The organism is Bartonella tribocorum (assembly GCF_002777915.1).
Lineage (GTDB): Bacteria > Pseudomonadota > Alphaproteobacteria > Rhizobiales > Rhizobiaceae > Bartonella > Bartonella tribocorum_A.
Window position 1 is genome coordinate 57,409 of sequence record NZ_NJGE01000005.1, and the last position, 26,567, is coordinate 83,975.

The 26,567-nt window shown below is 38.2% G+C and carries 21 protein-coding genes; 6 read left to right on the top strand and 15 right to left on the bottom strand.

Going from position 1 to position 26,567, the window contains the following annotated elements; genetic code table 11:
• Positions 1-15: 15 nt before the first annotated feature.
• A complete protein-coding gene (locus tag CER18_RS03275; protein WP_100128675.1) occupies positions 16-1,272 on the bottom strand; it encodes an aspartate kinase in 1,257 nt (418 codons plus the stop codon).
• Between the two features lie 201 nt (positions 1,273-1,473).
• Between CER18_RS03275 and ubiG the strand changes: the two genes are divergently transcribed.
• On the top strand, positions 1,474-2,217 hold the full coding sequence (gene ubiG / locus CER18_RS03280; RefSeq protein ID WP_100128676.1) for a bifunctional 2-polyprenyl-6-hydroxyphenol methylase/3-demethylubiquinol 3-O-methyltransferase UbiG: 744 nt from the start codon (positions 1,474-1,476) through the stop codon (positions 2,215-2,217).
• A 20-nt stretch (positions 2,218-2,237) separates the two neighbouring features.
• Here ubiG and grxC read toward each other — a convergent pair whose 3' ends face one another.
• Entirely contained in the window at positions 2,238-2,492 is a 255-nt protein-coding gene (gene grxC, locus CER18_RS03285) for a glutaredoxin 3 (protein WP_100128677.1), read from the bottom strand.
• A 50-nt stretch (positions 2,493-2,542) separates the two neighbouring features.
• Positions 2,543-3,328, bottom strand: a complete 786-nt coding sequence (locus tag CER18_RS03290; protein ID WP_100128678.1) for a ComF family protein — start codon at positions 3,326-3,328, stop codon at positions 2,543-2,545.
• A 197-nt stretch (positions 3,329-3,525) separates the two neighbouring features.
• Here CER18_RS03290 and CER18_RS03295 point away from each other — a divergent pair, with 197 nt between their 5' ends.
• Positions 3,526-4,404: a methyltransferase domain-containing protein gene (locus CER18_RS03295; RefSeq protein ID WP_100128679.1), complete on the top strand. Its 879-nt coding sequence runs from the start codon at positions 3,526-3,528 to the stop codon at positions 4,402-4,404.
• Between the two features lie 7 nt (positions 4,405-4,411).
• On the opposite strand, the gene CER18_RS03300 is transcribed toward CER18_RS03295, so the two are convergent.
• The 3 genes from CER18_RS03300 to CER18_RS03315 all read right to left on the bottom strand — a co-directional run bounded on the left by CER18_RS03300 (position 4,412) and on the right by CER18_RS03315 (position 9,821).
• Positions 4,412-5,767 (bottom strand): L-cystine transporter, encoded by a 1,356-nt coding sequence (locus CER18_RS03300; RefSeq protein WP_100128680.1) that lies wholly within the window; start codon positions 5,765-5,767, stop codon positions 4,412-4,414.
• Between the two features lie 1,868 nt (positions 5,768-7,635).
• Entirely contained in the window at positions 7,636-9,009 is a 1,374-nt protein-coding gene (locus CER18_RS03310; RefSeq protein ID WP_100128682.1) for a glutamate--cysteine ligase, read from the bottom strand.
• A 68-nt stretch (positions 9,010-9,077) separates the two neighbouring features.
• On the bottom strand, positions 9,078-9,821 hold the full coding sequence (locus tag CER18_RS03315; RefSeq protein ID WP_100128683.1) for a 16S rRNA (uracil(1498)-N(3))-methyltransferase: 744 nt from the start codon (positions 9,819-9,821) through the stop codon (positions 9,078-9,080).
• A 231-nt stretch (positions 9,822-10,052) separates the two neighbouring features.
• Between CER18_RS03315 and CER18_RS09985 the strand changes: the two genes are divergently transcribed.
• Positions 10,053-10,196: a hypothetical protein gene (locus CER18_RS09985; protein ID WP_180299372.1), complete on the top strand. Its 144-nt coding sequence runs from the start codon at positions 10,053-10,055 to the stop codon at positions 10,194-10,196.
• A gap of 307 nt (positions 10,197-10,503) precedes the next feature.
• Here the strand turns inward: CER18_RS09985 and CER18_RS03320 are convergent, their stop codons facing one another.
• Positions 10,504-12,381 carry an AsmA family protein gene (locus CER18_RS03320; RefSeq protein ID WP_100128684.1) on the bottom strand — a complete coding sequence of 626 codons (1,878 nt, stop codon included), beginning with the start codon at positions 12,379-12,381 and terminating at the stop codon, positions 10,504-10,506.
• A gap of 318 nt (positions 12,382-12,699) precedes the next feature.
• Between CER18_RS03320 and folD the strand changes: the two genes are divergently transcribed.
• On the top strand, positions 12,700-13,599 hold the full coding sequence (gene folD, locus CER18_RS03325; protein ID WP_100128685.1) for a bifunctional methylenetetrahydrofolate dehydrogenase/methenyltetrahydrofolate cyclohydrolase FolD: 900 nt from the start codon (positions 12,700-12,702) through the stop codon (positions 13,597-13,599).
• Positions 13,600-13,665: 66 nt separating this feature from the next.
• Here the strand turns inward: folD and edd are convergent, their stop codons facing one another.
• The 5 genes from edd to CER18_RS03350 form a co-directional block, all read right to left on the bottom strand.
• Complete coding sequence (gene edd / locus CER18_RS03330) at positions 13,666-15,489, bottom strand: phosphogluconate dehydratase (RefSeq protein ID WP_100128686.1); 1,824 nt, start codon at positions 15,487-15,489, stop codon at positions 13,666-13,668.
• Between the two features lie 59 nt (positions 15,490-15,548).
• The gene (gene pgl, locus CER18_RS03335; RefSeq protein ID WP_100128687.1) at positions 15,549-16,301 is read right to left on the bottom strand and encodes a 6-phosphogluconolactonase; all 753 of its coding nucleotides are present in this window, start codon (positions 16,299-16,301) and stop codon (positions 15,549-15,551) included.
• A 17-nt stretch (positions 16,302-16,318) separates the two neighbouring features.
• Positions 16,319-17,791 (bottom strand): glucose-6-phosphate dehydrogenase, encoded by a 1,473-nt coding sequence (gene zwf / locus CER18_RS03340; RefSeq protein ID WP_100128688.1) that lies wholly within the window; start codon positions 17,789-17,791, stop codon positions 16,319-16,321.
• A 120-nt stretch (positions 17,792-17,911) separates the two neighbouring features.
• On the bottom strand, positions 17,912-19,195 hold the full coding sequence (locus tag CER18_RS03345) for an NAD(P)/FAD-dependent oxidoreductase (protein WP_100128689.1): 1,284 nt from the start codon (positions 19,193-19,195) through the stop codon (positions 17,912-17,914).
• Between the two features lie 11 nt (positions 19,196-19,206).
• On the bottom strand, positions 19,207-20,634 hold the full coding sequence (locus CER18_RS03350; protein ID WP_100128690.1) for a glutamine synthetase family protein: 1,428 nt from the start codon (positions 20,632-20,634) through the stop codon (positions 19,207-19,209).
• A 459-nt stretch (positions 20,635-21,093) separates the two neighbouring features.
• On the opposite strand from CER18_RS03350, the gene rhuM (CER18_RS10680) reads away from it, so the two are divergent.
• Both rhuM (CER18_RS10680) and rhuM (CER18_RS10685) read left to right on the top strand, forming a co-directional pair.
• The gene (gene rhuM, locus CER18_RS10680) at positions 21,094-21,576 is read left to right on the top strand and encodes a RhuM family protein (protein ID WP_208439235.1); all 483 of its coding nucleotides are present in this window, start codon (positions 21,094-21,096) and stop codon (positions 21,574-21,576) included.
• Positions 21,542-21,997 (top strand): RhuM family protein, encoded by a 456-nt coding sequence (rhuM, locus tag CER18_RS10685; RefSeq protein WP_246787104.1) that lies wholly within the window; start codon positions 21,542-21,544, stop codon positions 21,995-21,997. The genes rhuM (CER18_RS10680) and rhuM (CER18_RS10685) overlap by 35 nt, the downstream gene beginning before the upstream one ends.
• A gap of 173 nt (positions 21,998-22,170) precedes the next feature.
• On the opposite strand, the gene CER18_RS10400 is transcribed toward rhuM (CER18_RS10685), so the two are convergent.
• From CER18_RS10400 to CER18_RS03375, 3 genes are all read right to left on the bottom strand, one after another.
• Entirely contained in the window at positions 22,171-22,962 is a 792-nt protein-coding gene (locus CER18_RS10400) for an MATE family efflux transporter (RefSeq protein WP_245410035.1), read from the bottom strand.
• Positions 22,934-23,515, bottom strand: a complete 582-nt coding sequence (locus CER18_RS10405) for an MATE family efflux transporter (RefSeq protein ID WP_245410036.1) — start codon at positions 23,513-23,515, stop codon at positions 22,934-22,936. Before CER18_RS10405 ends, CER18_RS10400 begins: the two co-directional genes overlap by 29 nt.
• A gap of 632 nt (positions 23,516-24,147) precedes the next feature.
• Positions 24,148-25,377 carry an MFS transporter gene (locus tag CER18_RS03375; protein ID WP_100128693.1) on the bottom strand — a complete coding sequence of 410 codons (1,230 nt, stop codon included), beginning with the start codon at positions 25,375-25,377 and terminating at the stop codon, positions 24,148-24,150.
• Between the last annotated feature and the right edge of the window lie 1,190 nt (positions 25,378-26,567).

A 26,567-nucleotide genomic window follows, 5' to 3' on the forward strand; every position in this document is an offset into this window, starting at 1 on the left:
AGCATTTAAAAATACTTAACTCTTATCCAATCCATAAACAGCATGTAATGTTCTCACCGCAAGTTCAGTATAAGCGCTATCAATCAAAACAGAAATCTTTATCTCGGAAGTGGTGATTGCTTGAATATTAATCCCCTTTTCAGCCAAAGCCTTAAAAGCTGTCGCCGCAACACCTGCATGGCTACGCATTCCAATGCCAATCACAGATATTTTGGCAAGATCACTTTCAAATTGGAGCACATCAAATCCAATTTCTTTGCGATTTTTTTCAAGAAGAGCAACGGCTTTTTCTACATCTGCTGATGGTACAGTAAAAGTCATATCCGTTTTTGAGCCATCTTCAGAAATATTTTGTACAATCATATCAACATTAATGCACTCTTCAGCCAACGGACCAAAAATTGCTGCTGAAATCCCTGGACGATCAGCAAGTCGACGCAGCGAAATTTGTGCTTCATCCTTAGCAAAAGCAATACCAGTAACATTTTGTTGTTCCACAATTTCATCCTCATCGCAAATAAGTGTTCCAGAAGAGTTCATTGGATCCCCCATACCTAAGGCATCGGGATCCTCAAAACTTGAACGCACAAAGGTACGAACCTTATGAACCATTGCTAATTCAACAGAACGAACCTGTAAAACTTTTGCCCCAAGAGAAGCCATCTCTAGCATTTCTTCAAAAGCTACCTTTGGTAAACGGCGCGCTTTCGGTTCTATACGTGGATCCGTTGTATAAACACCATCCACATCCGTATAAATATCACAGCGATCAGCTTGTACAGCTGCTGCTATAGCAACAGCACTTGTATCGGACCCTCCACGCCCTAAGGTAGAAATCCGACTATCTGGAGCTAACCCCTGAAAACCAGAAATAACGGCAACCTGTCCTTCCTTAAAACACTTTATTAAAAAAGATCCATCAATATCAGTAATGCGCGCACGACCATGCGCATTGTCTGTATGAATAGGAATCTGCCAACCAAGCCATGAACGTGCATTGATCCCCATTGCCTGAAGTGTTAAAGCCAGCAAACCTGAAGTAACCTGTTCACCAGAAGCAACCACAACATCATATTCACGAGCATCTCTATGGATGGGCGAAGCATCACACGTCCACTGAACAAGCTCATTGGTTTTACCCGCCATCGCAGAGACAACAACAGCAACCTCATTGCCTGCATCAACCTCTCTTTTGACATGCCTTGCAACATTATGAATACATTCAATGTTTGCTACAGACGTTCCACCAAATTTCATGACAATGCGCGCCATTAATAACACTCTTACCTTTACATCTACCTTTACATCTCTTATCTCAAACGATAATGAGAATAACATGCTCTATCAATTAACCATTTTCTCGACATAGCGAATATCTATCATTTGTGCAAGTTTCATTATGATTATATTAATTTCTCTTGACTTTGTATAAAATCTCTTGAACTTGATCATTAAAAATAAAAGGAAGGCAACATGATCGATGAAACACGAACAACTGTTGACCAAAATGAAATTGATCACTTTTCACGTATCGCTACAGAATGGTGGAATCCACAAGGGAAATTTCGACCCCTTCACCAATTTAATCCAACGCGTCTTGCTTACATCAGAGAAAAAATCTGTTTAGAATTTAATCGTGATCCTGCTTCACTGATGCCTTTTGACAATTTGAAAATTCTTGATATTGGCTGTGGGGGAGGCTTGTTATGTGAACCAATGGCACGTCTTGGCGCTATGGTTGTGGGCGTTGATGCCGCACAAACGAATATTGAAGTCGCAAAAGTCCATGCTGCCCAAAGTAATCTTTCAATTGATTATCGCACGACGACGGCGGAAGCACTCGCCGATGAAGGAGAAAAATTTGATATCATCTTGAATATGGAAGTTGTTGAACATGTCGCTGACGTTAATCTCTTCATAAAAGCGACAGCAAAAATGCTGAAACCACAAGGGTTGATGTTTGTCGCAACACTCAACCGCACGTGGAAAGCATGGGGACTTGCTATCGTGGGCGCTGAATATATCCTTCGCTGGCTCCCTAAAGGAACCCATGATTATAAAAAATTCCTAAAACCTCGAGAACTTAAAGACTTCTTATCAAAAAACGCTCTGACTGTCATTGATGAGATAGGTATTACTTATAATCCATTAAACGACAGCTGGAATCGCTCAAAAGACATGGATGTTAACTATCTCCTTCTCGCAAAACGGTCTTAAGGGTATATCGTTTACAACGATTATAGGTCTTGCAATAAAGAATCGAGTTTTCCATCAGCTTCTAAAGCATAAAGATCATCACACCCACCAACGTGATAATCACCTATAAAAATCTGTGGAAACGTATTACGTCCATTTGCGCGCTGTACCATTTCTTGACGAAGGGATGTGGAAGCATCAATATCTTTATATTTTACACCCTTTTTGTCCAGCAAATCACGTGCTTTTGTGCAATAAGGACAACTAGGGCGTGTATAAATGATGATCTCTTTCATAAGTATTATCCTCCAAGTATTTTTTTAATAATATCTGCTTTAAGTTCCCATTAAGAAGAAGGAAAAATAGAATCTTCTTTAAGGACACGCGAAAATGTTAGCACATCAACCTGTCGCGCACCTGCATATTTTAATGCAGCAGCCGCTGCTGTAACTGTTGCACCCGTTGTAAATACATCATCAATCAGTAAAACAGAAGATCCTTTAAGATATTTTTTAACTTTATGCGAAACCTTAAAAGCATTTTTTACGTTAAGTGTTCTTTCTCTCGAAGAAAGACTAACCTGCGGACGCGTATGCCGACAACGAACAAGCCACCCCGGTTTTAAAAGTTTTTTTTGTGATGCTGCAATATAACGTGCAAGCTCAGCAGATTGATTATAACGTCTCTCCCAAAAACGACGGAAATGCAATGGAATGGGAATAATAACATCACACTCATCAATAACCTCACGTCCAGCAGACACCATCCAATTGGCCATAAAAGATGCCAATTCTATATGATCACCGTATTTTAAGCGCGTTACTAAAGTGCGTGCTAGTCCTTTATGAACAATGACTGAGCGAACACGTGAAAAAGGATAAGAATTACGCAATGCTTCACCACTGAGAAAACCATCCCCCATATCACAAACAAAAGGAGTCCCCATAACAGGACAATAAGGTTTCGTGATAAATTGAAGGTCTTTCCAACATTCAGAGCAAATCGTGCCATAAGTAGAAACGTTTTGCTTACATCCAGGACAAATTGGTGGATAAAGCATCGCTTTAAAGCGCTCAATGAATTGACTAAGTATATCCCCGCTATTTAAAGCCGCTTCTCGAAAGTAAAACATTATAAATTTAGGCTTTTACAAGTTCCCCGTAGAACAAAAGTTCCTTTGTATTTCCTCAATTTATAAATTTAATTTCTTTAAAAACTCTTAACTTCCTATAAACTTGTTTTTCTTTCACATTATAAACTTGACAGAACTCGTACAAACATGAACCTTTTCAAAATGCATTCTTTCATAAATCGAAAGTATTCAACAATATGCCGCATCCTTTAATTTTTGATCATAACCGCATTGAACAATTCCGCAAACGCGCCTTTGAAAAAGCAAAAAAAGGATACGACTTTTTACTCTCTCTCATGGCAGAAGATCTTTATAAACGTCTTAGCACCGTTGATCGCCTCTTCACATTAGCGCTCGATTTACACAGCCATACAGATCTTGCCACGCAAGCTCTCATGAAATCTGGAAAGGTTTGTTCTATAGAACGTATTGAGACTGATACACTTTATCAAAGCCATGATAAAAAGTTTCATTTACGTCATCGAGAATTTCTTGATTTGCCTCAAAATTACTGCGATCTTATTGTTTCACTTCTTTCATTACACTTGACCAATGATACCCCTGGTGTTCTAAGCCAAATAAAAAACATCCTTAAACCAGATGGCTTATTTCTGGCTGTTATGGCCGGAGCAGGTACACTCAAAGAATTACGTGAATGTCTTCTACAAGCTGAAATTGAAATCTATGGTGGAGCAAGCCCTAGGATCTACCCTTTTGCCGACATCCGTGATGCAGGAGCTCTTTTACAGCGCGTTGGCTTTGCTCTACCCGTAGCAGACGTTGAAGAGATTACAATTCGTTATAATACAATGTTTGACCTTATGCATGATCTTAAAGCGATGGGAATGCAAAATGCGCTTATCAAGCGCTCACGACGTCCTGTATCTAAACGCTTTTTTCTCCGTGCTGCTGAAATTTATGCACAAAAATTTAGCGATCCAGATGGACGTATTCGTGCACATTTTTCTTTCATCTGGCTCTCTGGTTGGGCTCCACATCCCAATCAACAAAAACCCCTACAACCTGGTTCTGCACAAATATCTCTGATGGATGTTTTACAACCCCAAAAAACATAGTCCAAAATCATTTCTTAAAAATGCTTTTATCCGTTGTCCGTAACATTTGACTGGTAATCGTTCCAGCTATCATTGAATCACTCACGTTTAGGGCGGTACGTCCCATATCAATCAGCGGCTCAATAGAGATAAGTACAGCGACCAGAGTAACAGGAAGTCCCATCATTGGTAAAACAATTAATGCAGCAAAAATAGCCCCACCGCCCACACCAGCAACACCAATAGAACTCAACGTTACAATCCCAACAAGCGTAGCAATCCAAGTAGGATCAAGAGGATTAATCCCTACAGATGGTGCAATCATGGTCGCAAGCATCGCTGGATAAAGACCAGCACACCCATTTTGTCCAATTGTTGCCCCAAAAGAAGCTGCAAAACTCGCAATGGATTGCGGTACGCCTATCCACTGTGTTTGCGCTTCAATATTCAAAGGAATACTTGCAGCACTTGAACGACTGCTAAAAGCAAATGTTAAAACTGGTAAAACTTTTTTGAAAAAATGAAAAGGATTAACCCCAGAAATGCCAAGCAATACACCATGAATTCCAAACATAAGGATAATACCGACATAAGAAGCAATGATAAAAACGAGTAAATTTAAAATATCTGCAATATGCGAAGTTGCTCCTACTTTCGTCATAAGTGCAAAAATACCATAAGGCGTCAAAGCAATCACAATACGAACTAACCGCATAATCCAGGCTTGTGCCACTTGAATAAATAAAAGCGCTTTTTCTCCTTTTTCTGGCTCATCTTTCTTTAAAAGAAGAACTGCTGCCCCTAAAAATGATGCAAAAATGACAACACTGATAATTGATGTACGCTTGGCTCCACTTAACTCAGCAAAGGGATTTTTAGGAATAAAGGACAAAATCATTTTTGGTATATTCATATCTCCAAGTTGAGAAATACGATCCCCAAGAACAGCAGAAACAGTTTGCCCTTCATGTACCAAACTACTTGCTGTTAATCCAAAAGCATTAACAACCAAAACACCAACCAACGCTGAAAGAGCCGTGGTAAAGAGCAATATTGAAATGGTCATTATACTCATTTTGCCAATAGCATAAACAGAATGTAAATGAGCAACTGCTGAGACAATAGAGACAAAAACCAATGGCATAACAATCATTTGTAATAATAAGATATAGCCTTCACCAACAATGTTAAACCATTCAATGGACTTCAATAAAGTGGCTTCACCCTCTCCATAAAAAAACTGTAAAATACTTCCAAAAATCAAGCCAAGGATAAGCCCTAGCATAACACGGAGTGAAAGACTCCATTGCATTCTCTTACTTTGGGCAACCCACAATAAAAAAATAATAAATAGAAATAAATTGATGAAAAAATTAAATGTCATTGTCTACGCCCAGCCTACACCCACTATGGTCATGATTTATGATGAATAATATGCATAATTAAAATCAATGCATAATATTTAAGGTATAAAGCTTACAAGGCTTTTAAAAAGTTATTATTTTTTTAATTTATAGATTAAAAGAGAATTTTTATCTACGAATAATTGCCTAAAGAAAACAAATAAATTTATTTTCCTATTATTTAAAATTTACGATCTTATAAAATTGTTTAATAAGAGAAATATAAACGCCATTTATTGCATCTTAATACTGAATAATTCTAACCTATTTTATTAATATCCTTATCACTCTCTTTTGCACTTTGAATTGAAAAAAGCTTTCTTGAAAAATGATTCATTAACAAACAAATATTCATGAATTTTTTGAAAAATAAACCTTTAAGCTCCTCTTTCCAATTTTATGGACAGCACTTTCAATGAAAGCTTTTTGTGGAAGCCTGTTTGTTTTCTTAAATCCCCTTTATAGGCATAAAAATGTGCCCTCTTAATAACAAAAAATCGCAAATATAACGGCTTTAAAAGCCATAATGCCTATAAAATGAAATACAATTAAAAATACATAATATTGATCAATACAACCTAAAACACAATGCCAACAAAAATACCCTATATCCTGTCGATATAACTAAATTAAGTGATATCAACCGTCATAATAGCCGTATTCAATATCGGTCTATTTAGCGAAGATAAGGAGTTAAATCACTCATGAAACGTATCATAATATTTATTGTTTTATCTTCTCTATTGATACTTTTTTTTGCTGTATTAATATCATTTGGATATACAAAAGTGAACGATCTGAATCTGTACGATGAACTTTATCAGTCATACCTCAATAAAAACTCTGGAGACTTAGAATATCGCGAAAAAGAGGAAATATCAAAAGAATATATAAAAATGTTTTAGAGTAAGATAAAACCCGTTACATCGGCAGAATAGGATAAGGGATCGTTTTGAAATATTTAATGGAATGAAAAATTGAATCTGCATAATTAGCTATTTTAAAGTGTTACCAAAAAATACTTGTCTTTTGTGAATGCTTCAATCTTTTTAGGTAAAAAAATCCCTATATGGAAGTTTGCTAAGCAGTCAAACAAGTTATTCTTTGATTTATAAAAAAAACGTTTTCCTCATAAAACTTGAAGCAGAGTTTAGTGATTCAATGTTTGAATACGTAGAAAAATTTTTAGATTCTCCAACAAGCATTAACCGAAAAGAACAAATTACCCGTGTAGAGAAAGTGATACCCTGTAATTTTCCTACCCGTTTTAAAAATGCAGGGATTGCCCTTCATGATGACTGTATAACTATATCATATAATGGTATAAAAAGGTATAAGTACCCCATACAATCTTGCTCTTAAAAATGAAAACAACAAACAGTTAAGAAACGTACTCTGCATTTTTAAATAATAAAAGAGGTGTGTTTGTGGCTTACCAGCACAATAAACTAAGGTTTTGTATTTTTATTCTACAGAAAAAACACTTCATATTTTCATAGGCATAGCATTAAGGCTATTGAATATAAATAATATTTTTTATCCCTTATTTAAAAGTGAAAAAATCATTTTCTACCCTATTCATAAAAAGAATGAGCCAAGCGGATAAAAAGTGTTTGATAAAAAACTAAATAGATCAAATCATCTTTAGCATAAAGATATAACGTGGAGGTTACGGAAATATCGTGATAGTATTGGGATAAACATCACCGTTTCCTAGAGATCTTTGTATTGTATCCCTTATGAGAAATGTTGAAAGTAAGGGTGGATATTCTCTCTAAGATAAATGAGTGAATGGACCACTACAATGATATGCATTTTTTAAAAAAGTACAAAGTATTTTCGCGTTTAATTAATAGGCACATTCTGAAAATATAGGTTCAACAGACTCATCCCAAATAGAAGAATAATGGGATAAAAATTTTTCAGCATCTGTTTGCCGCGTTGCCACAATTTTTTCTAAAGGATTAAGGAAATTTGTTTCATCAAAACCATTTGCATCATAGTGTTTGCGATTTTTTAAGCCCTTGCGAGCAATAGCGATAGTTTGACGCGCTAATTCTAAAAGAATGGTTTGACGAAAAGGTGTTTTTAACCCTTCTTTGGGAACACGTTGGCGCATCTCTAAAACTTCTTCAAAACACCAATCTTTGGTCAAAGCCTCTGCCTCGTTAAGCGCTTCTCTATCATAAAGAAGCCCAACCCAAAAAGCCGACAATGCACAGATGCGCCCCCAAGAACCGCAATCAGCTCCCCTCATTTCTAAAAATCTTTTTAAGCGGACTTCAGGAAATAACGTTGATAAATGATTAATCCAATCTCCCATGTTTGGAATTGAATTTGCAACTTGTCCTCTTAATGCTCCATTCATAAACTGACGAAACGTTATATGTGTACAATCATAATAACGACCATCACGTACAACAAAGTACATGGGAACATCAAGGGCCCATTCAACGTAATCAGCAAAACCAAAACGCTCAGAAAATATAAAGGGAAGAATGCCTGTCCTCTGATTATCTGTATCACGCCAAACTTCAGAACGCCATGACAAAAAGCCATTTGGACGTCCCTCTGTAAAAGGTGAACTTGCAAATAATGCGGTCGCAATAGACTGTAACTTCATGGATACTTGCATTTTTCGCCGCATATCGCCCTCAGATGAAAAATCAAGATTAACCTGAACTGTTGATGTGCGATACATCATATTAAGACCATTATGCCCGACTTTCGGCATATAATCAGTCATGATTTGATAACGTGATTTAGGCATTTTCGGCGTTTCAGCTAACGTCCACTTTGGGCTAGCACCTATCCCCAAAAAACCAATACCCAATGGTTCTGCAATTTTCTTGAGAAGAGCTAAATGTTCCATCAACTCATGGTATGTATCGCTCACTGTTTTTAATGGAGCCCCAGATAATTCAAGCTGTCCTCCAGGTTCCAAAGAAATAGCCCCCTGATCAACTGATCCCACGAGCCCAATAATATTCCCTTCATCTAAAATAGGCTTCCATCCTAAAGCGCTTTGCATCCCCTCTAACAGCGTTCGGATTCCCCTCTCTCCGTCATAAGGAACAGGACGAAACCCCTCTCTATAAAACGGAAATTTTTCATGTTCTGTACCAATACGCCAATCATCTTCTGCTTTATATCCTCCTTGGAAATAACTAACCAAGGAATCTAAGTTATAAACTTCACTTTCATCCGTTATATCAAGCGCCATAACTTATCGTATCCTATCAATGGTGTTATCATCTTAAATGAATTGTTTAGAATGATTTTACAAACATCTCAATCCATTGACCAATCCCCCACGGTAGCATTAAGAAGTGCCAAAGCCGCAACAGCGGCAGTGTCAGCGCGTAAAATGCGTGGACCTAATGATATTGAAACGACAAAAGGATGCTTTTTTAAACAACTCCGCTCTTCTTCACTAAACCCACCTTCTGGTCCAATAAGAACACCAGGCGTTGTAACGTTATGCTTTTTAAAAGAAGATAATGGATTGTGCGATTTATGCTCTTCATCACAAAAAAATAGAGGCTGTGTCTCATCCCAGCGTGCTAAAAGTTCTGCTAATGATAGAGCTGATACGCATTCAGGGAGAGATAAAATGCCACATTGTTCAGAAGCTTCAATAACATTGGCTTCCATACGCGCCATATTGATACGTGTAACCTGTGTGTGATGCGTCATAACAGGCTGCAAAACCGATACCCCCATTTCAACAGCTTTCTGCACCATATAATCCAGCCGCGCGTTTTTGAGTGGAGCAAAGCAATAAATAAGATTGGAATGCGTCGTTTGTAATCTTTCTTGATGAATAAGCTGAACCACAACAAATTTTTTCTTAACAATGATAAGTTTAGCAAGCCACTCACCATCCTGTCCATTAAAAAGTAGAATTTCCGCTCCTTCTTTCATCCGCAAAACATGTACAAGATAAGAAGCTTGTGCCCCCTCTATCTTTATTTCTTCATTCAAAGCTAATGTTTGTCGGATAAATAATCTTTTAAGTTTATAATTTATACGCATAAAATCTTGCCAATGCTCATTATCGTCATCAAGAAAAGAAAAAAATATATAACAAAAAGAAAAAATTATATCTATAGAGCTATAATATATTAAAGAATTATAGAGTTTTTTAGCTTTATGAGATAATGGTGGGAACCAATAGATCGTTAAGTGATTCTGCTTTCATAAAAGTTTTAATAATACACCATTCATCTTTGCATTCAGTGACTGATGCATCAGTGGAGGAAAGATATGTCTGCTAAAAAAGCTACCATTATTACGGTTACAACCCTCTTAGCCTTTATTTTGATTACGGTGGGGATTGGTTCTGTTGGAGCAGATGAAAAGCATACAGTTACTAAAGATGGCTATGGTATTTCTTCTCAAATTCAATAAGAACTGGCCGATATGCCCTAAAGTTTTAATGCAACAAAATGTTTGTTAGCAATTTTCTAAGATTTGCACTCATCTTATGAGAAAGATTTCATAGAGAAGCGTTTTTATTTCTCTCTTCAATCTTTTATCTATATACCAATTGCACTTAATAATGGAGAGGAATATTTTTGGTTTCATCATGAATAGATTTAAAATGAGAGAAGCTTACGATATTGAAACCTCTTCTTTAAATTTAAAAATGACTTTAAATTGCAAATAGACGAATTATTATGATAGAATAGAATGTTATACAGATGAAAAACAATGCTTAATTTGTATCAATGTCTTTTGTAATCAAAAAATTACCATGATCTTGTCCTTTAGAGTTCAGAGAAAATGTAAAAGGCCATGCAAGGCTGTTAGCAAGGCACTCAACGTCTTTACATAAAGTTTCTGACCTATGATTTTTGCGCAATTGTGCCTGTAATATCAATTCATTCTGTTGCCCTCGAGCAAGAGCCGTTCTGGCAGCCCCCTGTATAGATAAACTCAAATCTGCTGTACGCATCAATGACTCTGTCACCTTCATCATACCTTCTGAAAAGCTTGCCTGAATATCCCAGTGATCAAAATTTGTAGAAAGAGAATCTTTTCTCGTTAAAAGAAATTGTTGTTCGCTTGAGAGTTTTCTTTGTAATTCATTCAAATCATACCCTAAGAGCCGACCAGAGGACATCTTCAATGTTAATCCACCTTGCATCTTTGTAAAAACTTCCATCCAAGAATCCGCAAGTGTTTGTATCGTTGTGGTAAAATTTGTTTTACTCTGCACAAATGGAATAAATCCTAAGGCTTCTAAAACCTCCTGCGTATCAATAGAAGACCCTGACATCGTTCCCCCAATACGTATCTTCTGTCCAGATGGTGTAACTTCAATATTACTTTGAACAGACCCACCCCAAATATTGACATGTCCAAGATCAAAAATCCCATGCCCATTTCTTATTTGTATTGCAGCAGCTAAATTTGTGAGTGAAATATTTTCTATTTTGGCTTGTGGCGCAGAAAGTCGTATATCCACCCCAATACGATCAAAAAGCGCCATATCAAAGAATGAATTTTTCTTTTTAACGGAAAAAATTGAGCCCAAGAGCTTAAGGTCTAGCTTATCAAATGCTAAAGAGCCCATGACATTTGGTACATGATCTTGAAAATCAAATTCCAAAGCCCCACGTGCATTGGCTTCCCCCATCGTAAATGTAACATTGTTCATTTGGATATGCATTGGCCGCGCTAAAAAATGAGATTCCCATACAATGGGTATTTTTAATCTATGTCCCCAAAACTGACTTCCTCCAAGCCAAGACAAAGTCTGATTCCAGCTCGGAGAACGCATCGATACCTTTCCGTCAAAAATATAATATTCAGATAACCGTGCCTGTCCTGTAAAAGTTATTCCTCCACGCACAGAATTAAGACTTGCCTTAATCTGGCTTTTTCCTCCTGCCAAAAGCAATAGTGCTTGGGAAGCATCAATTGATAATTTTGTAAATTCTCCGCGCCAACGAGCATCTGCACGCAACCGTACTTCCTGAGTCGATTCTGGCCAATCTAAAGTCGCATTTAATCCTGTTATTTTTTCTGCTACTCCTGAAAAGCTATCATGATACACAAGCGCACCATTTTCAATAAAAACCCGCCCAAAAGGTTGTTTTAAAAGGTGTTCTATCTCTGGATGTTCAGGATCATGTTTTAATATTTCACGCGCCTTGCGTATGGCTAATCCTAAAGCACCTTGTGAACGAGAAAACCGATCAAAAAAATCTGCCATTGTTTTAACGGGCTTTTCCATAACAAATTGAGGACGCACAATCCGCGTCTCTGAAAAAGAAATACGTCCCCAAAGAAGATCGACGACAGAAAGATCAACTTCTATTGATTCTGCTTCCATTAATGGCGCAACATCATCCATTTTTGATGATAAAGTAACACCGGAAAGGAATGCTTTAGGATAAGGAAAAAGATTTAACCGTGGTGGATCACGCAATTGCACATTATAACCGGTCCATGCACTCAACTCTTGCGCTAAACGAACACGAATCGCATCCGTAGAGACAAGATAAGGTAAAACGAGAATCCCCACTCCAAATAAAAAGATAATTGTAATAAAAATTCCGCTCAAAAATTTTATTATTCTTATATACACGATATCCCTCTACAGGTACCCCCCTATAACAGATTTAAAATAAGCTTAAATAATCGTTAAAATGCTTCTTATAACCTTACAATTCACCCTATCTATTTTGTATTTTCATTATTTTTGTTCTTTATCCAAAGTTTATTCAAACAGCAATATTGCTGCTTTTTTATAAAGCAATTATTTAAAGGTCCGCTAAAACTATAAATCCACAACATTATCAAACCATTCTTACTGTTCTCATATGAATATTGCTATAAAACTCTATCGTATTCTTAGAAAATGCTTTACAAAAAAACAAACAGCCTTACCGAAAGGATCTCTCTCATGAATAATATTATCGACGGAAAAAAACTTGCTGAAGAGATTATTGTGAAAGTTAAGGCTGAAACCACAAAACTCCGCAATAACTATAATATACAGCCTAGTATCGCTGTTATTATCGTTGGAGATGATCCCGCAAGCCAAGTCTATGTCGCCTCAAAAAATAAAAAAGCTGAAGAATGTGGATTTCTTTCAATCAAACATGTTGTTTCTAAAGAAACACAAGAAAAAGAGCTCCTTCAACTTATTGCAACATTAAATTCTGATCCCAAAATTCATGGTATTTTGGTACAATTGCCTCTCCCTGCCCATATCAATACAAACCGCATAACACAGGCCGTTGCTTTCCAAAAAGATGTTGATGGTTTCCATTATGTCAATGTAGGAAAACTCGCAGCAAATGCACTTGAAGATGCTATTATTCCCTGCACACCAGCTGGTGCTATGATGATGATTGAACAACATTGTGGGAGAGATTTATCTGGACTTGATGCTGTCGTTGTTGGACGCTCTAATATTGTTGGAAAACCTATGGCAGCCCTTTTAACAGCAGCCAATGCTACTGTGACAATTGCCCATAGTCGTACCCGTGACCTTGATGATGTCTGTCGGAGCGCCGATATTCTCGTTGCAGCTGTAGGACGCCCACAAATGATTAAAAAAGACTGGATTAAAAAGGATGCTATCGTTATTGATGTAGGCATTAATCGCATTCCAGCTCCAGAAAAAGGTGTAGGAAAAACCCGTCTTGTTGGAGATGTCGATTTTGAAAACGTAAAAGAAAAAGCTGCTGCAATCACCCCTGTTCCAGGAGGCGTTGGGCCCATGACAATTGCCATGCTTATGGTTAATACACTCAAAGCCGCCGCCCGATTACACAATCTTCCTATACCAAAATTCTAAGAACTGTAACAATTCATTGTATATGGTTTGATTGCAGGTGGTTCATCTTGTTTCTTTTTGCATTCCTCATGTCATAAAAACAGATGCTCCCTGATCTGCACGATTAACCGATTGACGAAAAACACGAAAGAGTTCGCGTCCAACACCCTGTTCGTTTTTTGTAAGATCAGGAGGTGTAATTGTTCGCGCGTTAAATTTTGCTAAATCCTCTAAAAGAGTTAATTTCCCCCCATAAACATCAAGGAAAACAATGTCACCATCTTGTAAACGCGCAATAGGGCCATGATCCAAAGCTTCTGGTGTCACATGGATGGCAGCAGGAACTTTTCCTGATGCTCCGGACATACGTCCATCGGTTATCAATGCTATCCTTTGACCGCGATCTTGTAAAACCCCTAAAATGGTGGTTAATTTATGGAGCTCTGGCATACCATTGGCTTTTGGTCCTTGATAGCGAATAACAGCGATAAAATCTTTATCATGTAATGCTCCAGATTGAAAAGATTTTTGAAGCTCTTCTTGATCATTAAAGACAAGGACTGGTGCTTTAATTTGCCAATATTCTGGTTTAACGGATGAAACTTTTATAATAGCGGTTCCTAAATCTCCCGACAAAACACGAAGACCACCGTCAGGTTGAAATGGTTTTTTCCACCCTGCTAACACCTTATGATCACCACTTTCCTTAAGAGCAGCTTCACGCACCACACAGCCATCCGCAGAAAGCTTTGCTTCAATTGCATAAGTATTGAGATCTTTACCAAAAACTGTAGAAACATCTTCATGCACTAAACCGGCCTCAATAAGCTCGCGAATAATAAATCCTATCCCCCCTGCTGCATAAAAATGATTGATATCAGCCAAACCATTTGGATAAATTCGCGCTAAAAGAGGTACAACGGATGAAATTTCTGCAATATCATGCCATGTCAATTGAATACCGCAAGCTGCAGCTATAGCTATCAAATGGATCGTATGATTGGTAGAGCCTCCTGTTGCATTTAATCCTACAATGGCATTCACAAAAGAACGCTCATCAATGATCATACCAAGTGGTCTATAATGATCACCAAGATCGGTCATTTCAAGTACACGCTTTGTGGCTTCTTTTGTTAAAGCATCACGCAACGGTGTATTCGCATTGACAAAAGAAGCTCCCGGCATATGCAGCCCCATCATCTCCAGTATCACCTGATTTGAGTTAGCCGTCCCATAAAATGTACATGTCCCTGGCCCATGATAAGAACGAGCTTCTGATTCCAGCAAGGTTTGGCGATCTATTTTATTTTCCGCGTAAAGTTGGCGTATTTTTGCTTTTTCATCATTCCCTTGACCCGTTGTCATAGGACCAGCAGGTATAAAAATTCCTGGTAAGTGGCCAAATGTTAATGCACCGATCAATAAACCGGGGACGATTTTATCGCATACCCCAAGATACAATGCTGCATCAAAAACATCATGTGATAGGCTTATAACTGTCGCCATTGCAATCACTTCGCGCGAAAAAAGGGAAAGCTCCATCCCCGCATTCCCTTGCGTAACACCATCGCACATCGCAGGAACTCCCCCTGCTACCTGTGCAACACCACCAACCATACGGGCCGCCTCTTTAATTAAGCGAGGAAATTTTTCAAAAGGTTGATGGGCTGAAAGTATATCGTTATATGCCGTGATAATGCCAATATTCCCAACGATATTTTCCTTCAAACGCTCTTTGTCTATTGCACCACAAGCAGCAAAACCATGAGCCTGATTGGCGCATCCCAAAAAACTCCGCTTGGGACGATCAGCCTGTGCATTCGCGATACGATCTAAATAAATCTCTCGTGTTGGTAGAGAGCGTTCATAAATCCTTCGTGTAACTGTGGCAATTGTCTTGGAAAGTGCCATATTTACTTCCCCCCTTCATTTGATGCTTCCCCCTCATTCATTAAAGAGAGATTGCGTTTCTATTCACCTTGTTTCTCATCTTCTAATTCACTCATTTCATTTTCTGCTGGCGACCAATAAACCTGAACAAGATGAGGAGAATTTCGCAAAATCGCCCGAACCGGCATTTCTATTTCAGCCCCATCTTGACACGCTTCTTCAAAACAATCGTGTTTCTGAAAACCTTCGAAATGGAGAATAATGCAACGAGATTGTATAATAACGGGCAAAGTGAGTGAGAGTCTTGGCTCAACAGCACTCTTGGCATGAAGTGGTAAAACAAGTGCTTGTGTTCGAAGATCAAGTGCTTGCTTTAAGCGATCAGCATCAGGAAAAAAGGAAGCCGTATGTCCATCAATCCCCATTCCTAAAACAACAACATCAAAGGGTTTAGGCAAAGTATTAACACGACTTGCTGCTGAAAAAGCAGCAAGTTCAACGGTGCGTGCCTTATGATAAAGTCCTACAAAACGTGCTTTCGTTGCAAAATTTTGTAACAAATAACGCTGTACCATATGTTCATTTGAACGTTCATCGTGTGGAGAAACAAAACGTTCATCGACCAAAGTGATAATGATATTTTGCCAATCAATATCCGCTTTTGATAAATAATGAAAAAACAATTCTGGCGTTTTACCACCAGATACGGCTAAAATCGCGCGCTTTCGCTCCAGAATAGCTATACTAAGCTCTGCTGCAACACGATCAGCCAACGCTAAAGCAAGAGTCGTGGGTGTTTCAAAATTTAAACGGTCAATATTCATTCCATGCATACTTATTGCTTATTACTCTAAACTAAATTATTCCATATACGCTTATCACGTTCCATCAAAACTGTGGAAGCAGATGGTCCCCATGATCCCGCACTATATTCATAAATAGGCTGCTTTGCAGCTTGCCATCCCTCAAGAATAGGATCAATCCAACGCCAAGCCGCTTCAACTTCGTCACGACGCATAAAGAGTGTTTGATCTCCGCGAATAACATCCATCAATAAGCGTTCATAAGCATCAGGATTACGCTGAGAAAATGCAGATGCAAAACTCATATCCAAGGGGATATGACAAAACCGCATACCACCAGGACCTGGATCTTTAATCATCAACCATTGTTTTACACCTTCATCAGGCTGGAGACGAATAACAAGCCGATTAGAAAAAATCTCATCCGTATCTACATTAAAAATATTATGAGGAATAGGTTTAAATACAACAACAATTTCAGACATTCGCGTGAACATGCGCTTACCAGTTCGTAAATAAAAAGGCGTATTTGCCCAACGCCAGTTATCAATCTTAACCTTAAGCGCAACAAATGTTTCGCTCTCACTTTCTTTTCCCAAATCATCGAAATAAGACTCTACAGATATACCATTTGATAGACCCGCAAGATACTGCCCACGCACAGTGTTCTGCCCTACATTATGCACATCAAGAGGTGTTAAAGAATGCAAAATTTTAAGTTTTTCATCACGCACAGCATTGGCACTGTTGATAAATGGTATTTCCATCGCAACCAAACAAAGCAGTTGCAGCATATGGTTTTGAACCATATCGCGTAGAGCACCTGTATTCTCATAATATTCTGTACGCCCTTCCAAACCTAAAGATTCAGCAACGGTTATCTGAACATGATCAATATAGTTGGAGTTCCATAGCGGTTCATAAAGTGTATTCACAAATCGCAATGCCATTAAATTCTGAACAGTTTCCTTCCCAAGATAATGATCAATGCGGAAGATTTGATCTTCATGAAATACTTTTGCAAATATGTCATTGAGTTCAGCAGCTGTTTCTCCATCACGGCCAATAGGTTTTTCAATGATAATTCGTGTTTGTGGTGTGACCAAATTGCTTTCCCCCAATTTCATCACGATATCAGCAAAAAGTGACGAACCAACAGCCAAATAAAAAGCGCGAATATCGGCTGAATCTTGTGACAGCACCAGCGCAAGATCTTGCCATCCTTGATGTGAGGTAATATCAACAGAAATGTAAGTTAAACGTGTAAGAAAACGATGAAGTTCAATTTGGTTAAGATCTTTTGGATGAACATGTTTTTCTAAAGATGCACAAACAAAAGTTTGATATTCTTCATTACTCCATGCAGAACGCCCAATCCCAATAATACGCGTTGGCTCACTCAATTGCCCAACACACTGACAATGATAGAGAGCAGGCATAAGTTTGCGTGAGGCTAGATCACCATTGCCACCAAAAACAATACAATCAAAGGGAGAAACTGGAATAATTTTACTTACCATGAACTTATTTATTTTTCTATTCTATTATGCAATCCCATATCACTTATAAAAGCTTCCATTATTAAAGCAGACAGAGACTAAATAAGCTATTAATTTTCTACATTTCAATCAATGTTTCTGTTAAAGGCGATCCATTAAAGAAAACCAACGCATTGCTAAAAATATAAGCGGATAACGCAAAATGTTTCCTCCCGGAAAGGATGAAATCTTCAAATCCTGAAAATGAGCAAAACGTTCATGATGCCCAGTCAACCACTCTGCATATAATTTTCCTAWAAAAGGAGCAAGCATAACGCCATGCCCTGAATAACCGCCACAATAAGTCATCCTTGAAAAAAGTTGGCGAACATAAGGCATACGTTCAACCGTAATGGCAACCGTTGCCCCCCAACGATGGCTAAGATTGATCGAGTGTAATTGAGGATAAATTTCAGCAATTTGCTGTTTTATACGCGCTTCTAAATTTACAGGATTCTTATTATTGTAACTTTCTACACCACCAAATAAGAGACGATTATCAATGCTTTTTCGAAAATAGCGAACCATAAAACGGGAATCATCCACCGATTCACCCCCCATGAGAATTGAACTGTTCTTTGGTAATGGTTCCGTTGCTCCAATATAAGAGCGAATAGAAACAATATTTTTCTGAACAAAATGCTGAAGCCCAAGTTTATACCCATTCGTTGCGAGTAAAACATGCTCTGCTGTTATGCTCCCTTTTCCTGTTATCACTTTCCAATGAGCACCCTTGCTCTTTACAGTTGTTACTTGTGTCTTCTCATAAAGCTTAGCACCAGCATCTTTGGCTCTTTTTGCCAACCCAACAATCAATTTTAAGGGATTTATATGGCCGGTATCCGCATCATAAATACCACCACAATAAAAAGACGATCCAAGTCGCGCAAATGTTTCAGCCCTATCCATAAAAGTAAGCGCGTGATAACCATAACGCTGCATCACTTCAATATGCCGTTGATAAGAGAGAAGCTCACGCCTTTTATGGGTTACAGAAAGCTGTCCTGCCATAAAATCGTGCTGAAAATCAGACATCGTGCATAAAGACAAAATATCTCTTTTAGCTTCTTCTGCTAAATCAAAGAGCACTTTACTACGCTCAAAACCATATTTTTTCTCTAATGTTTCGACCCATTGCCGTTGCCCCGTTCCCAGTTGTCCACCATTGCGTCCCGAAGCACCATCACCAAAACGTGATGCTTCAAACAAAACAACATCTACTCCAGCGTTCGCTAAATGATAAGCAGCTGAAAGTCCTGTAAATCCACCTCCAATAATGACCACATCACACTGTCTATCTTCACAAAAAGAAGGATAAGAGGGGCGTTCTTCTAAAGTATCTTCATACCAAGATATTCCTGGAGAAATTGGATTAGAGCCAATCATCGTGGTAAACCTCAAACATTAAGCAAGAGATATTCGCGCTCCCACGGGCTAATCACTTCCATAAAAGTTTCAAACTCTTGTCGTTTGATTGCAGCATAAGTACTAACAAACACATCTCCTAGAATAGCACGTATTTCTGTATCTTGTTCAAATAAATTAACCGCTTCAATAAGACCACGGGGTAACTCAATATTATCAGCATTTACATTATTTGTTGTTGGCTCATCCGGTTCAATTTTTTGCTGTAAACCAATAAGACCACACGCTAAAGAAGCAGCAAGGGCTAAATAAGGATTCGCATCTGACGAAGGAAGCCTATTCTCGACACGTCGTGCTTGAGGAGCAGAACGAGGGACACGAAATGCTGTAGTACGATTATCATATCCCCATCGCAAATTAACAGGTGCTGAAACATCCGGCATAAGACGTCGATAAGAATTTACATAAGGCGCAAGCATGACAAGTCCCCCCGCCATATGTCTTTGTAATCCACCAATAAAATGGCGAAAACAAATACTTTCTCCACCATCTTCCTGCGTAAAAATATTCATCCCTGTCTTCTTATCAACGACTGATTGGTGAATATGCATCGCAGAACCCGGCTGTCCTTGAATGGGTTTAGCCATAAAAGTTGCATACATATTATGTTTAAGTGCTGCTTCACGAATTGTCCGTTTGAACATAAAAACTTGATCAGCCAATTCTATCGGATCACCATGGCGTAAATTGATTTCAAACTGACCTGCCCCTTCCTCGTGAATAAGCGTATCAATCTCCAATCCTTGCGCTTCGGAAAAATGATAAATATCATCAATAAACTCATCAAACTCATTCACACCAGCAATTGAATAGCCCTGTCCTCCACCAATTGAACGTCCAGAACGACCAACGGGGGGAACTAAAGGATAATCAGGATCAGGATTTTTCTCTACTAAATAAAACTCAATTTCTGGTGAAACAACTGGTTTTAGACCCATTTGCGTATAAAAATTGATAACTTTTCGCAAAACATTTCTCGGTGTATAATCGACCACCTGTCCATTTTGATAGACAAGATCACAAATCACCTGAGCTGTAGGGGCATCTTCCCATGGCACAATACTTAACGTAGACAAATCAGGCTCAAGACGCAAATCACCATCGGTTTTGGGATATTCAAAACCATGACCATCCTCAGGATAATCTCCTGAAATTGTTGCCATAAAAACCGCTGAAGGCAATGCTAATGATGTTTCCGATGTAAATTTTTTAGAAAGCATCATCTTGCCACGCGGTACACCCGCTTGATCAGGTGTAATACACTCAATATCTTCTACATTACGAAAAGAAAGCCATTGTAAAACTTGCTGCCAGTTGCTTACACCACGCAAATTTTTAAGAAAACCAGAAACAGGCTTAGACCCCTTACTTTTTATTTGTTTACCATTTTTCACAGCCATAACACACCAACTTAAAACACAATCAAGCCCCGCTATTATGGTACCATCCCATGCATGAATGTCACAAAAAATATTTTAATCAACTTAATTTTTATAGAATATATAACGTCTATCAAAGCAAAATCGTTCTTATCATCATTCTAAGCTGCTGATTGTATCAAACATGATGGGGAAATGGTACTGCACGCAATATATCGCGTGCTAATCTTCTTCTTATATAAACAGTGCAAACGAGCGTGAATCATTGTCCTTAGCCTTTTGCCAATATCGTTTGACAGCCAACAGAAAATTCGTAACATTCAGCAGCAAAAGACGCGTCTTAAGAAGCTATCAGATACCCCCTAAAAATTAACCATCCGCAATAGCACTGCTGAATTTCTGATTTTCCCTCAACAAGCTGGTGAAGACGGCATAGAAGTTCGCTATGAAAATGATACAATCTAGCTTAGTCAAAAGCTCATGGCAGAGTTATTCAGTGTAGATGTACGTACAATCAGTGAACATTTAAAAAATATATTTGAAACTCAAGAATTAGATGAAAACTCAGTTATCCGGATTTTCCGGATAACTGCCTCTGATGGTAAAAACTATAATACTCAATTTTATAACCTCGATGCCATTATCGCTGTTGGATATCGGGTTAATTCCAAACGCGCGACACAATTTCGACAATGGGCAACGCAAATATTACGTGATTTTGCAATTAGAAGCTATGTCATAGACAAAAAGCACCTTGAGAACGGCCTGACTCTTAATGAAGATTATTTAGAACATTTACTCGCTGAAATAAGAGAATTTCGCCTTAGTGAACGGTATCAAAAAATTACACATATTTATACAACCAGTATAGATTATAACAAAGATGCGCCAACGACACACGAGTTTTTCGCAAAAGTTCAGAATAAGTATGCATTTCGCTGTGCACGGACACACAGTAGCTGAACTGATGTTTAAGCGAGCAGACAGCAAAAAAGAACATATGGGCTTAGCAACGTGGGAGAATTCTCCACATGGCAAAATTGTAAAAACCGATGTCACAATTGCTAAAAACAACCTAACACAAGATGAACTTAAGCAGCTTGGCTTAATTGTTAATGCTTATCTTGATTTAGCAGAGAGCAGCGCAACTCGAAAAATACCAATGACTATGGAGGATTGGGCAAAACAATTAGATAAGCACCTTGAGCTAGATGATCGAAATATTTTACAAAATTCTGGCACAATCACAGCAAAGATTGTCAAAGACCATGCCGAAACTGAATTTGAAAAATACCGCATCGTTCAAGATAAATTATTTGAATCTGATTTTGATAAAGCAATTAAAGCCCTTGAAAAACCTCAGCGTAAAAAAAGTGATGACTAAACTCGTAATAAGCTTGAATAAAGCTTTCTTAAGCGCAGTGTATACTGACCAACGCTTCTAAAATGTTGAATCGCAGCACTTTCCACAAATGTGTCTATGCACGCGACAACACTTCCAGCACAAGCCAAAAATCCTGCATTCATAGCCACCAACAACTAATTCCCGCCTCAATCTCATCCCGCCCCAAACATAGGATTGCGTTTTATTAAATACCCCACGCGCATATAATTAAAGAGAGAAACGATTAAACTGGCACCAATCATGCCAAGCCAATAGCCGATAAAGCCATATTCAAAAACATACGCCATGAGCGCTCCCCCAAATAAGCCTATCCCCCAATAGCTTATTGTTACAACAATAGTTGACCAAAACGTATCAAGCAAGCCCACAAGTATGCCATTGAGCATAGCTCCTAAAGTGCCAAAAGCAAAAGACAATAAGACGAATGGAAGCAACTCCCAAGAGAAAACAACAACTCTGACCTCAGCAATATCAAAGATGGTTGTAAGGATAAATTCATAAGAGAGATAAACAATCCCTGATAAAAACAAGACATAAGCTACAGCAAAAACTGTGACACTCATACGCAACTGTTTTAGAGCCATATGATTCCCATCTGCTCTATACCACGCTGCTATTGTCGCAGCTGCGCTAGAAATACCCAAAGCCACCACAGAAATAAGCATATCGAGACGCATTCCAATCGTATGTGCGGCCAAAGCTTGGATCCCTGAAGGCGTAATCAGGAATGCAATGACAGAAGGAAAACCTTCTGCAATAAGAATACGGATACCAATGGGGAACCCTACGAGCAGCAACTTTATGATTCGTGAAATCTCAAACTTTGGTCGCAAATAATGAAAGTGAAAGGAATGAAAAGTAGAATTGCGAGCCAGAATGATTGCCACTGCCATAACAATCAAAATACGGATCAAACTACTCGCAATTCCAGCACCCAAAGACACCTAATCCGCCTACAGGACCTATACCCAAAATAAGCGGCCAAGAGATAAGAAAATTCATAGGGATAGCTGCAAGCATAATCCAAGTTAAGGGCTTTGGATGACCAATTGCTGAAAGTAATCCGCGGCTATTTACATAAAGATAAAAAAACACAACCCCTATAGCAGCGCCACTATTATATTCCTGCGCAATATTAGCAATTGCCTCATCTTGGCCAAGAAGACACAAAATATTCCTCGTATTGAATAAAATGATCGTACTCATCATTCCAATCAAAAGGGAAAGCCATATTCCTTGATCAAACCATGCCTTCAATGCATATTTATCTTGTCTGCGAAAACTTTCCGCAAGTTTTGGTGCAACCGCAGTAATAATCCCTAGCCCCAACAACATCACAAAACTAAACAGACTCAGAGCTAACATTGTACCACTTAAGGCTTGAACACCTAAATGCGCCACAAGCGCTGCATCTGTAAAGGAAATCATCATCTGCGAGATAAACCCAATAGCCAGAGGCATACCAAGAGAGAGCAATTGCTTCATCACAACAAACATTGTGAAATATCCTTCCACATTGAAGAACGTATTAAGCTTGAATCTTTTAAATAAAACGCATTGATTTTTTCCGTAAAGTCCTTCCATCGCAAGTCTTGCGTAAAGGATGCATAATGAGTACTCATTAAACTAAAAGGAGATGCACAATTCTTAAAAGAGAAGCGCAATGCACCTTTAATTGTTTTTTTGGACTTCATGCCATGCGTTTTTTTATACAATATTATGCCCTCAAGCAGCTACAGTCGTTGATAAAAGATTCTCAGCAAGCGCTTGTTCGTCTTGCACATCCATTTTTATATTTTTAATAAAATTTTTTGGTACTGCAAATCATACACCAGTGCTAACCTTTGCTCACTCGCTGCTTACGTACGTAAAACAACAAAGCCGACCGAATTGTCAGAAAACACAGGCACTTTGATATGTTCGTTCGCGATATTTCTGCCTAATAGCAGCACAATCATTTGGTGCATTCAAATCGACAAGCATCTCTCCTAAAAACGATGGACAGCTATTAATTTCGACTAAATCCATATAAGTTGACCCACATACTATTTTTTCCTGTGTCTTTATGTAAGTCATAGGCAAGGCCCTATTCAACTGTATCTTCACCCTCAACCCCTCTCATCTTTTATTCACTTTTTATCCGTATAAAGCCAAGCCAAATTAAGCGGGATAACGAAACATATACAAAGCAAGGCGAAACAAAAAGCCGCTTCTATACAAACACTCTTCGCCAACCAACCAATCAGCACAAGCGCTAAAATACCAAAAATACGTGCAATAAAACTAACAATGGATAAAACCGTATTTGCATTCTTTTGTTGAATATGTTTAAAAAATTCTGCCTCAAACTGCGTCATAGGAACAGAAAAAAAACTGTGAAATACGGTGAATAAAACAATAGGTGCCCAGCTGTTTGCAACGAGAAGCAAAGCAAGCATAACAACAGCACTCAGGACAAGAGAGCACAAAGTTATCGCCATAGGAGCGTATTTGTGCATAAGATATTTAATTACAAAGCGATTAAATAAGTATTTTACGAGAGTATAAGACACAAAGCACAGGCCAAGAATAAGAACTTTAGTCTTTCCCGTTGCGTTGTCTAATACTCCTGTTTGTCCCAAAATAAAAGGTTGCCAAAAATGAAATATTGGCTGCAATGCTGCAACAATAAAACCACATATCAATATATAATATAACCCGATTTTTGAAGTAACTAAATAAGTAAAAGCTTCTGTTGCATGCAACAAAGAACTCGAACCTATTAACGGACTACCCGAAACGGATGCAATACCTATCCCCCTCACCCGACCAAAAAAGAATACAAGCACGAGAAACCCGAAAGAACAAAAATGATATGCCGACTGATAATTATCCATACACAAAACAATAAGGACACCTAGCGCACCAGCAACCGTATTCATGAATGCTGTCAGTTCCCGCTTATAAGCGTTTACTTGGTGATAGATCAAACTACCCTTGTAACCACCGCCGTCGATTAAGCCTTTAATCCATGTGCTATCAGCGCCAGAACATAGAGCAAAGCCTAAAGCATAAATAACTTCTGCCGGAATTAAAATAGAAAGATTAGGCGCGTAAATACATAAAAAGAAGAAGAGCGAAAAAAAGAAACATGATAAGATAACATTTTGTTTAACGCCGATTTTATCTCCTAAAATCCCACAAGGCACTTCGAAAATACAAATAGCCACGCTAAACACAATTTGCAACAAAGCTAACTGTGCTATACTAACGCCCATAGACAACAAAAAGAAAGCATGGAAGGAACCTGTAATCAGTCGCACCCCACTCATTGCCGCACAGCTATAAAGCAACTTTTTAACTTCGTAATCTATCGTCATTAACATATCCAAAAACTATAAAGCTAGCGGCTTTTTTGCCGACAGCTTTGTATATTTTAAAACCTCAATTCGTAAAGGGAACCTCGAACAGCCATTTTCTCACTTGATCGGGATTTGAGAACAGTAACATCAATCCGCTTAATTTGATTTTTTTCAGTGGCTTATACACACTTTTAGTTTTCATAACTTTACCTCCTATATTCAATGAAAACAATTAAATTTGGAATGAAGTACACATTGTAGCTATTTTGTAGCTACCTTTTGTCAATTTATTATTTTGATATAAAAAGCTCTGCTCTTCCCCCCACACCCACATTAAGTATTTCATGCACCAATCATGCAACAACAACCACTGCAGCACTTAGAAACTCATGCACCCCTTCAGGAAAAGTACGCTTATATTCACGCCAATTTATCACCGGCTGTGCACCACACTCAAAACCCATTTCAAATTTTCTGAAAACGCTGCTTTTAGAATTGCCTACGCAGCCGTGATCAAACTTCTAACGATAAAGCAACGTCATCTTGACATTCTCTAACACTTTTCTTAGCCAATTGCCGCTGAGGCATTTCAAAGATTCTGTAGAGAGTATTATTCATTCGAAGCCAAGCGTAGTCACGATGCGCCTATTCTTCTAGAGTTATAGTTGAACAAGTAAACATTATATTGGTGACATCTCCCATAAATTCATGACCACTATAAAATCTATTTGCTAACTCAAAAGTGGTGATTTTCTATCCCATTGAAAAAATAAATAACAAATCAAGCAGAGATCTTTTTAGATAGGCCTCTGCTCATTGAGACAGTTTGTCCATTTTGAGTAAAAAAGGGAACTCACGAGAGAATAATCTTTGCTCTATTATCACTCATACGCAAAAATCTAAGAAATGCTGTTTTCTTAAGAGAAAAAACAAGAAATAGAATAGTCTTACAAAGGAAAATGGTACTGCACGCGATACATCGCGTGCTAACCTTCTCATTTTTTTGAGGCAAAGCCCCACACGGAATCCTAGATCCCTAATGCGCACTTCTATCTCCACCTTCCTATTAAATAATTGCCCCATGACTCTTAAAGCAACTTAGAAACAAAAACAGCCGAGGAGAAGCTGCAAAACAAGCTATGTGCAGACTTCAAAGTCCATCCCTATTAAATCAGTAAAAATGTGAAGAAGAGCTTCCAAACCACGCA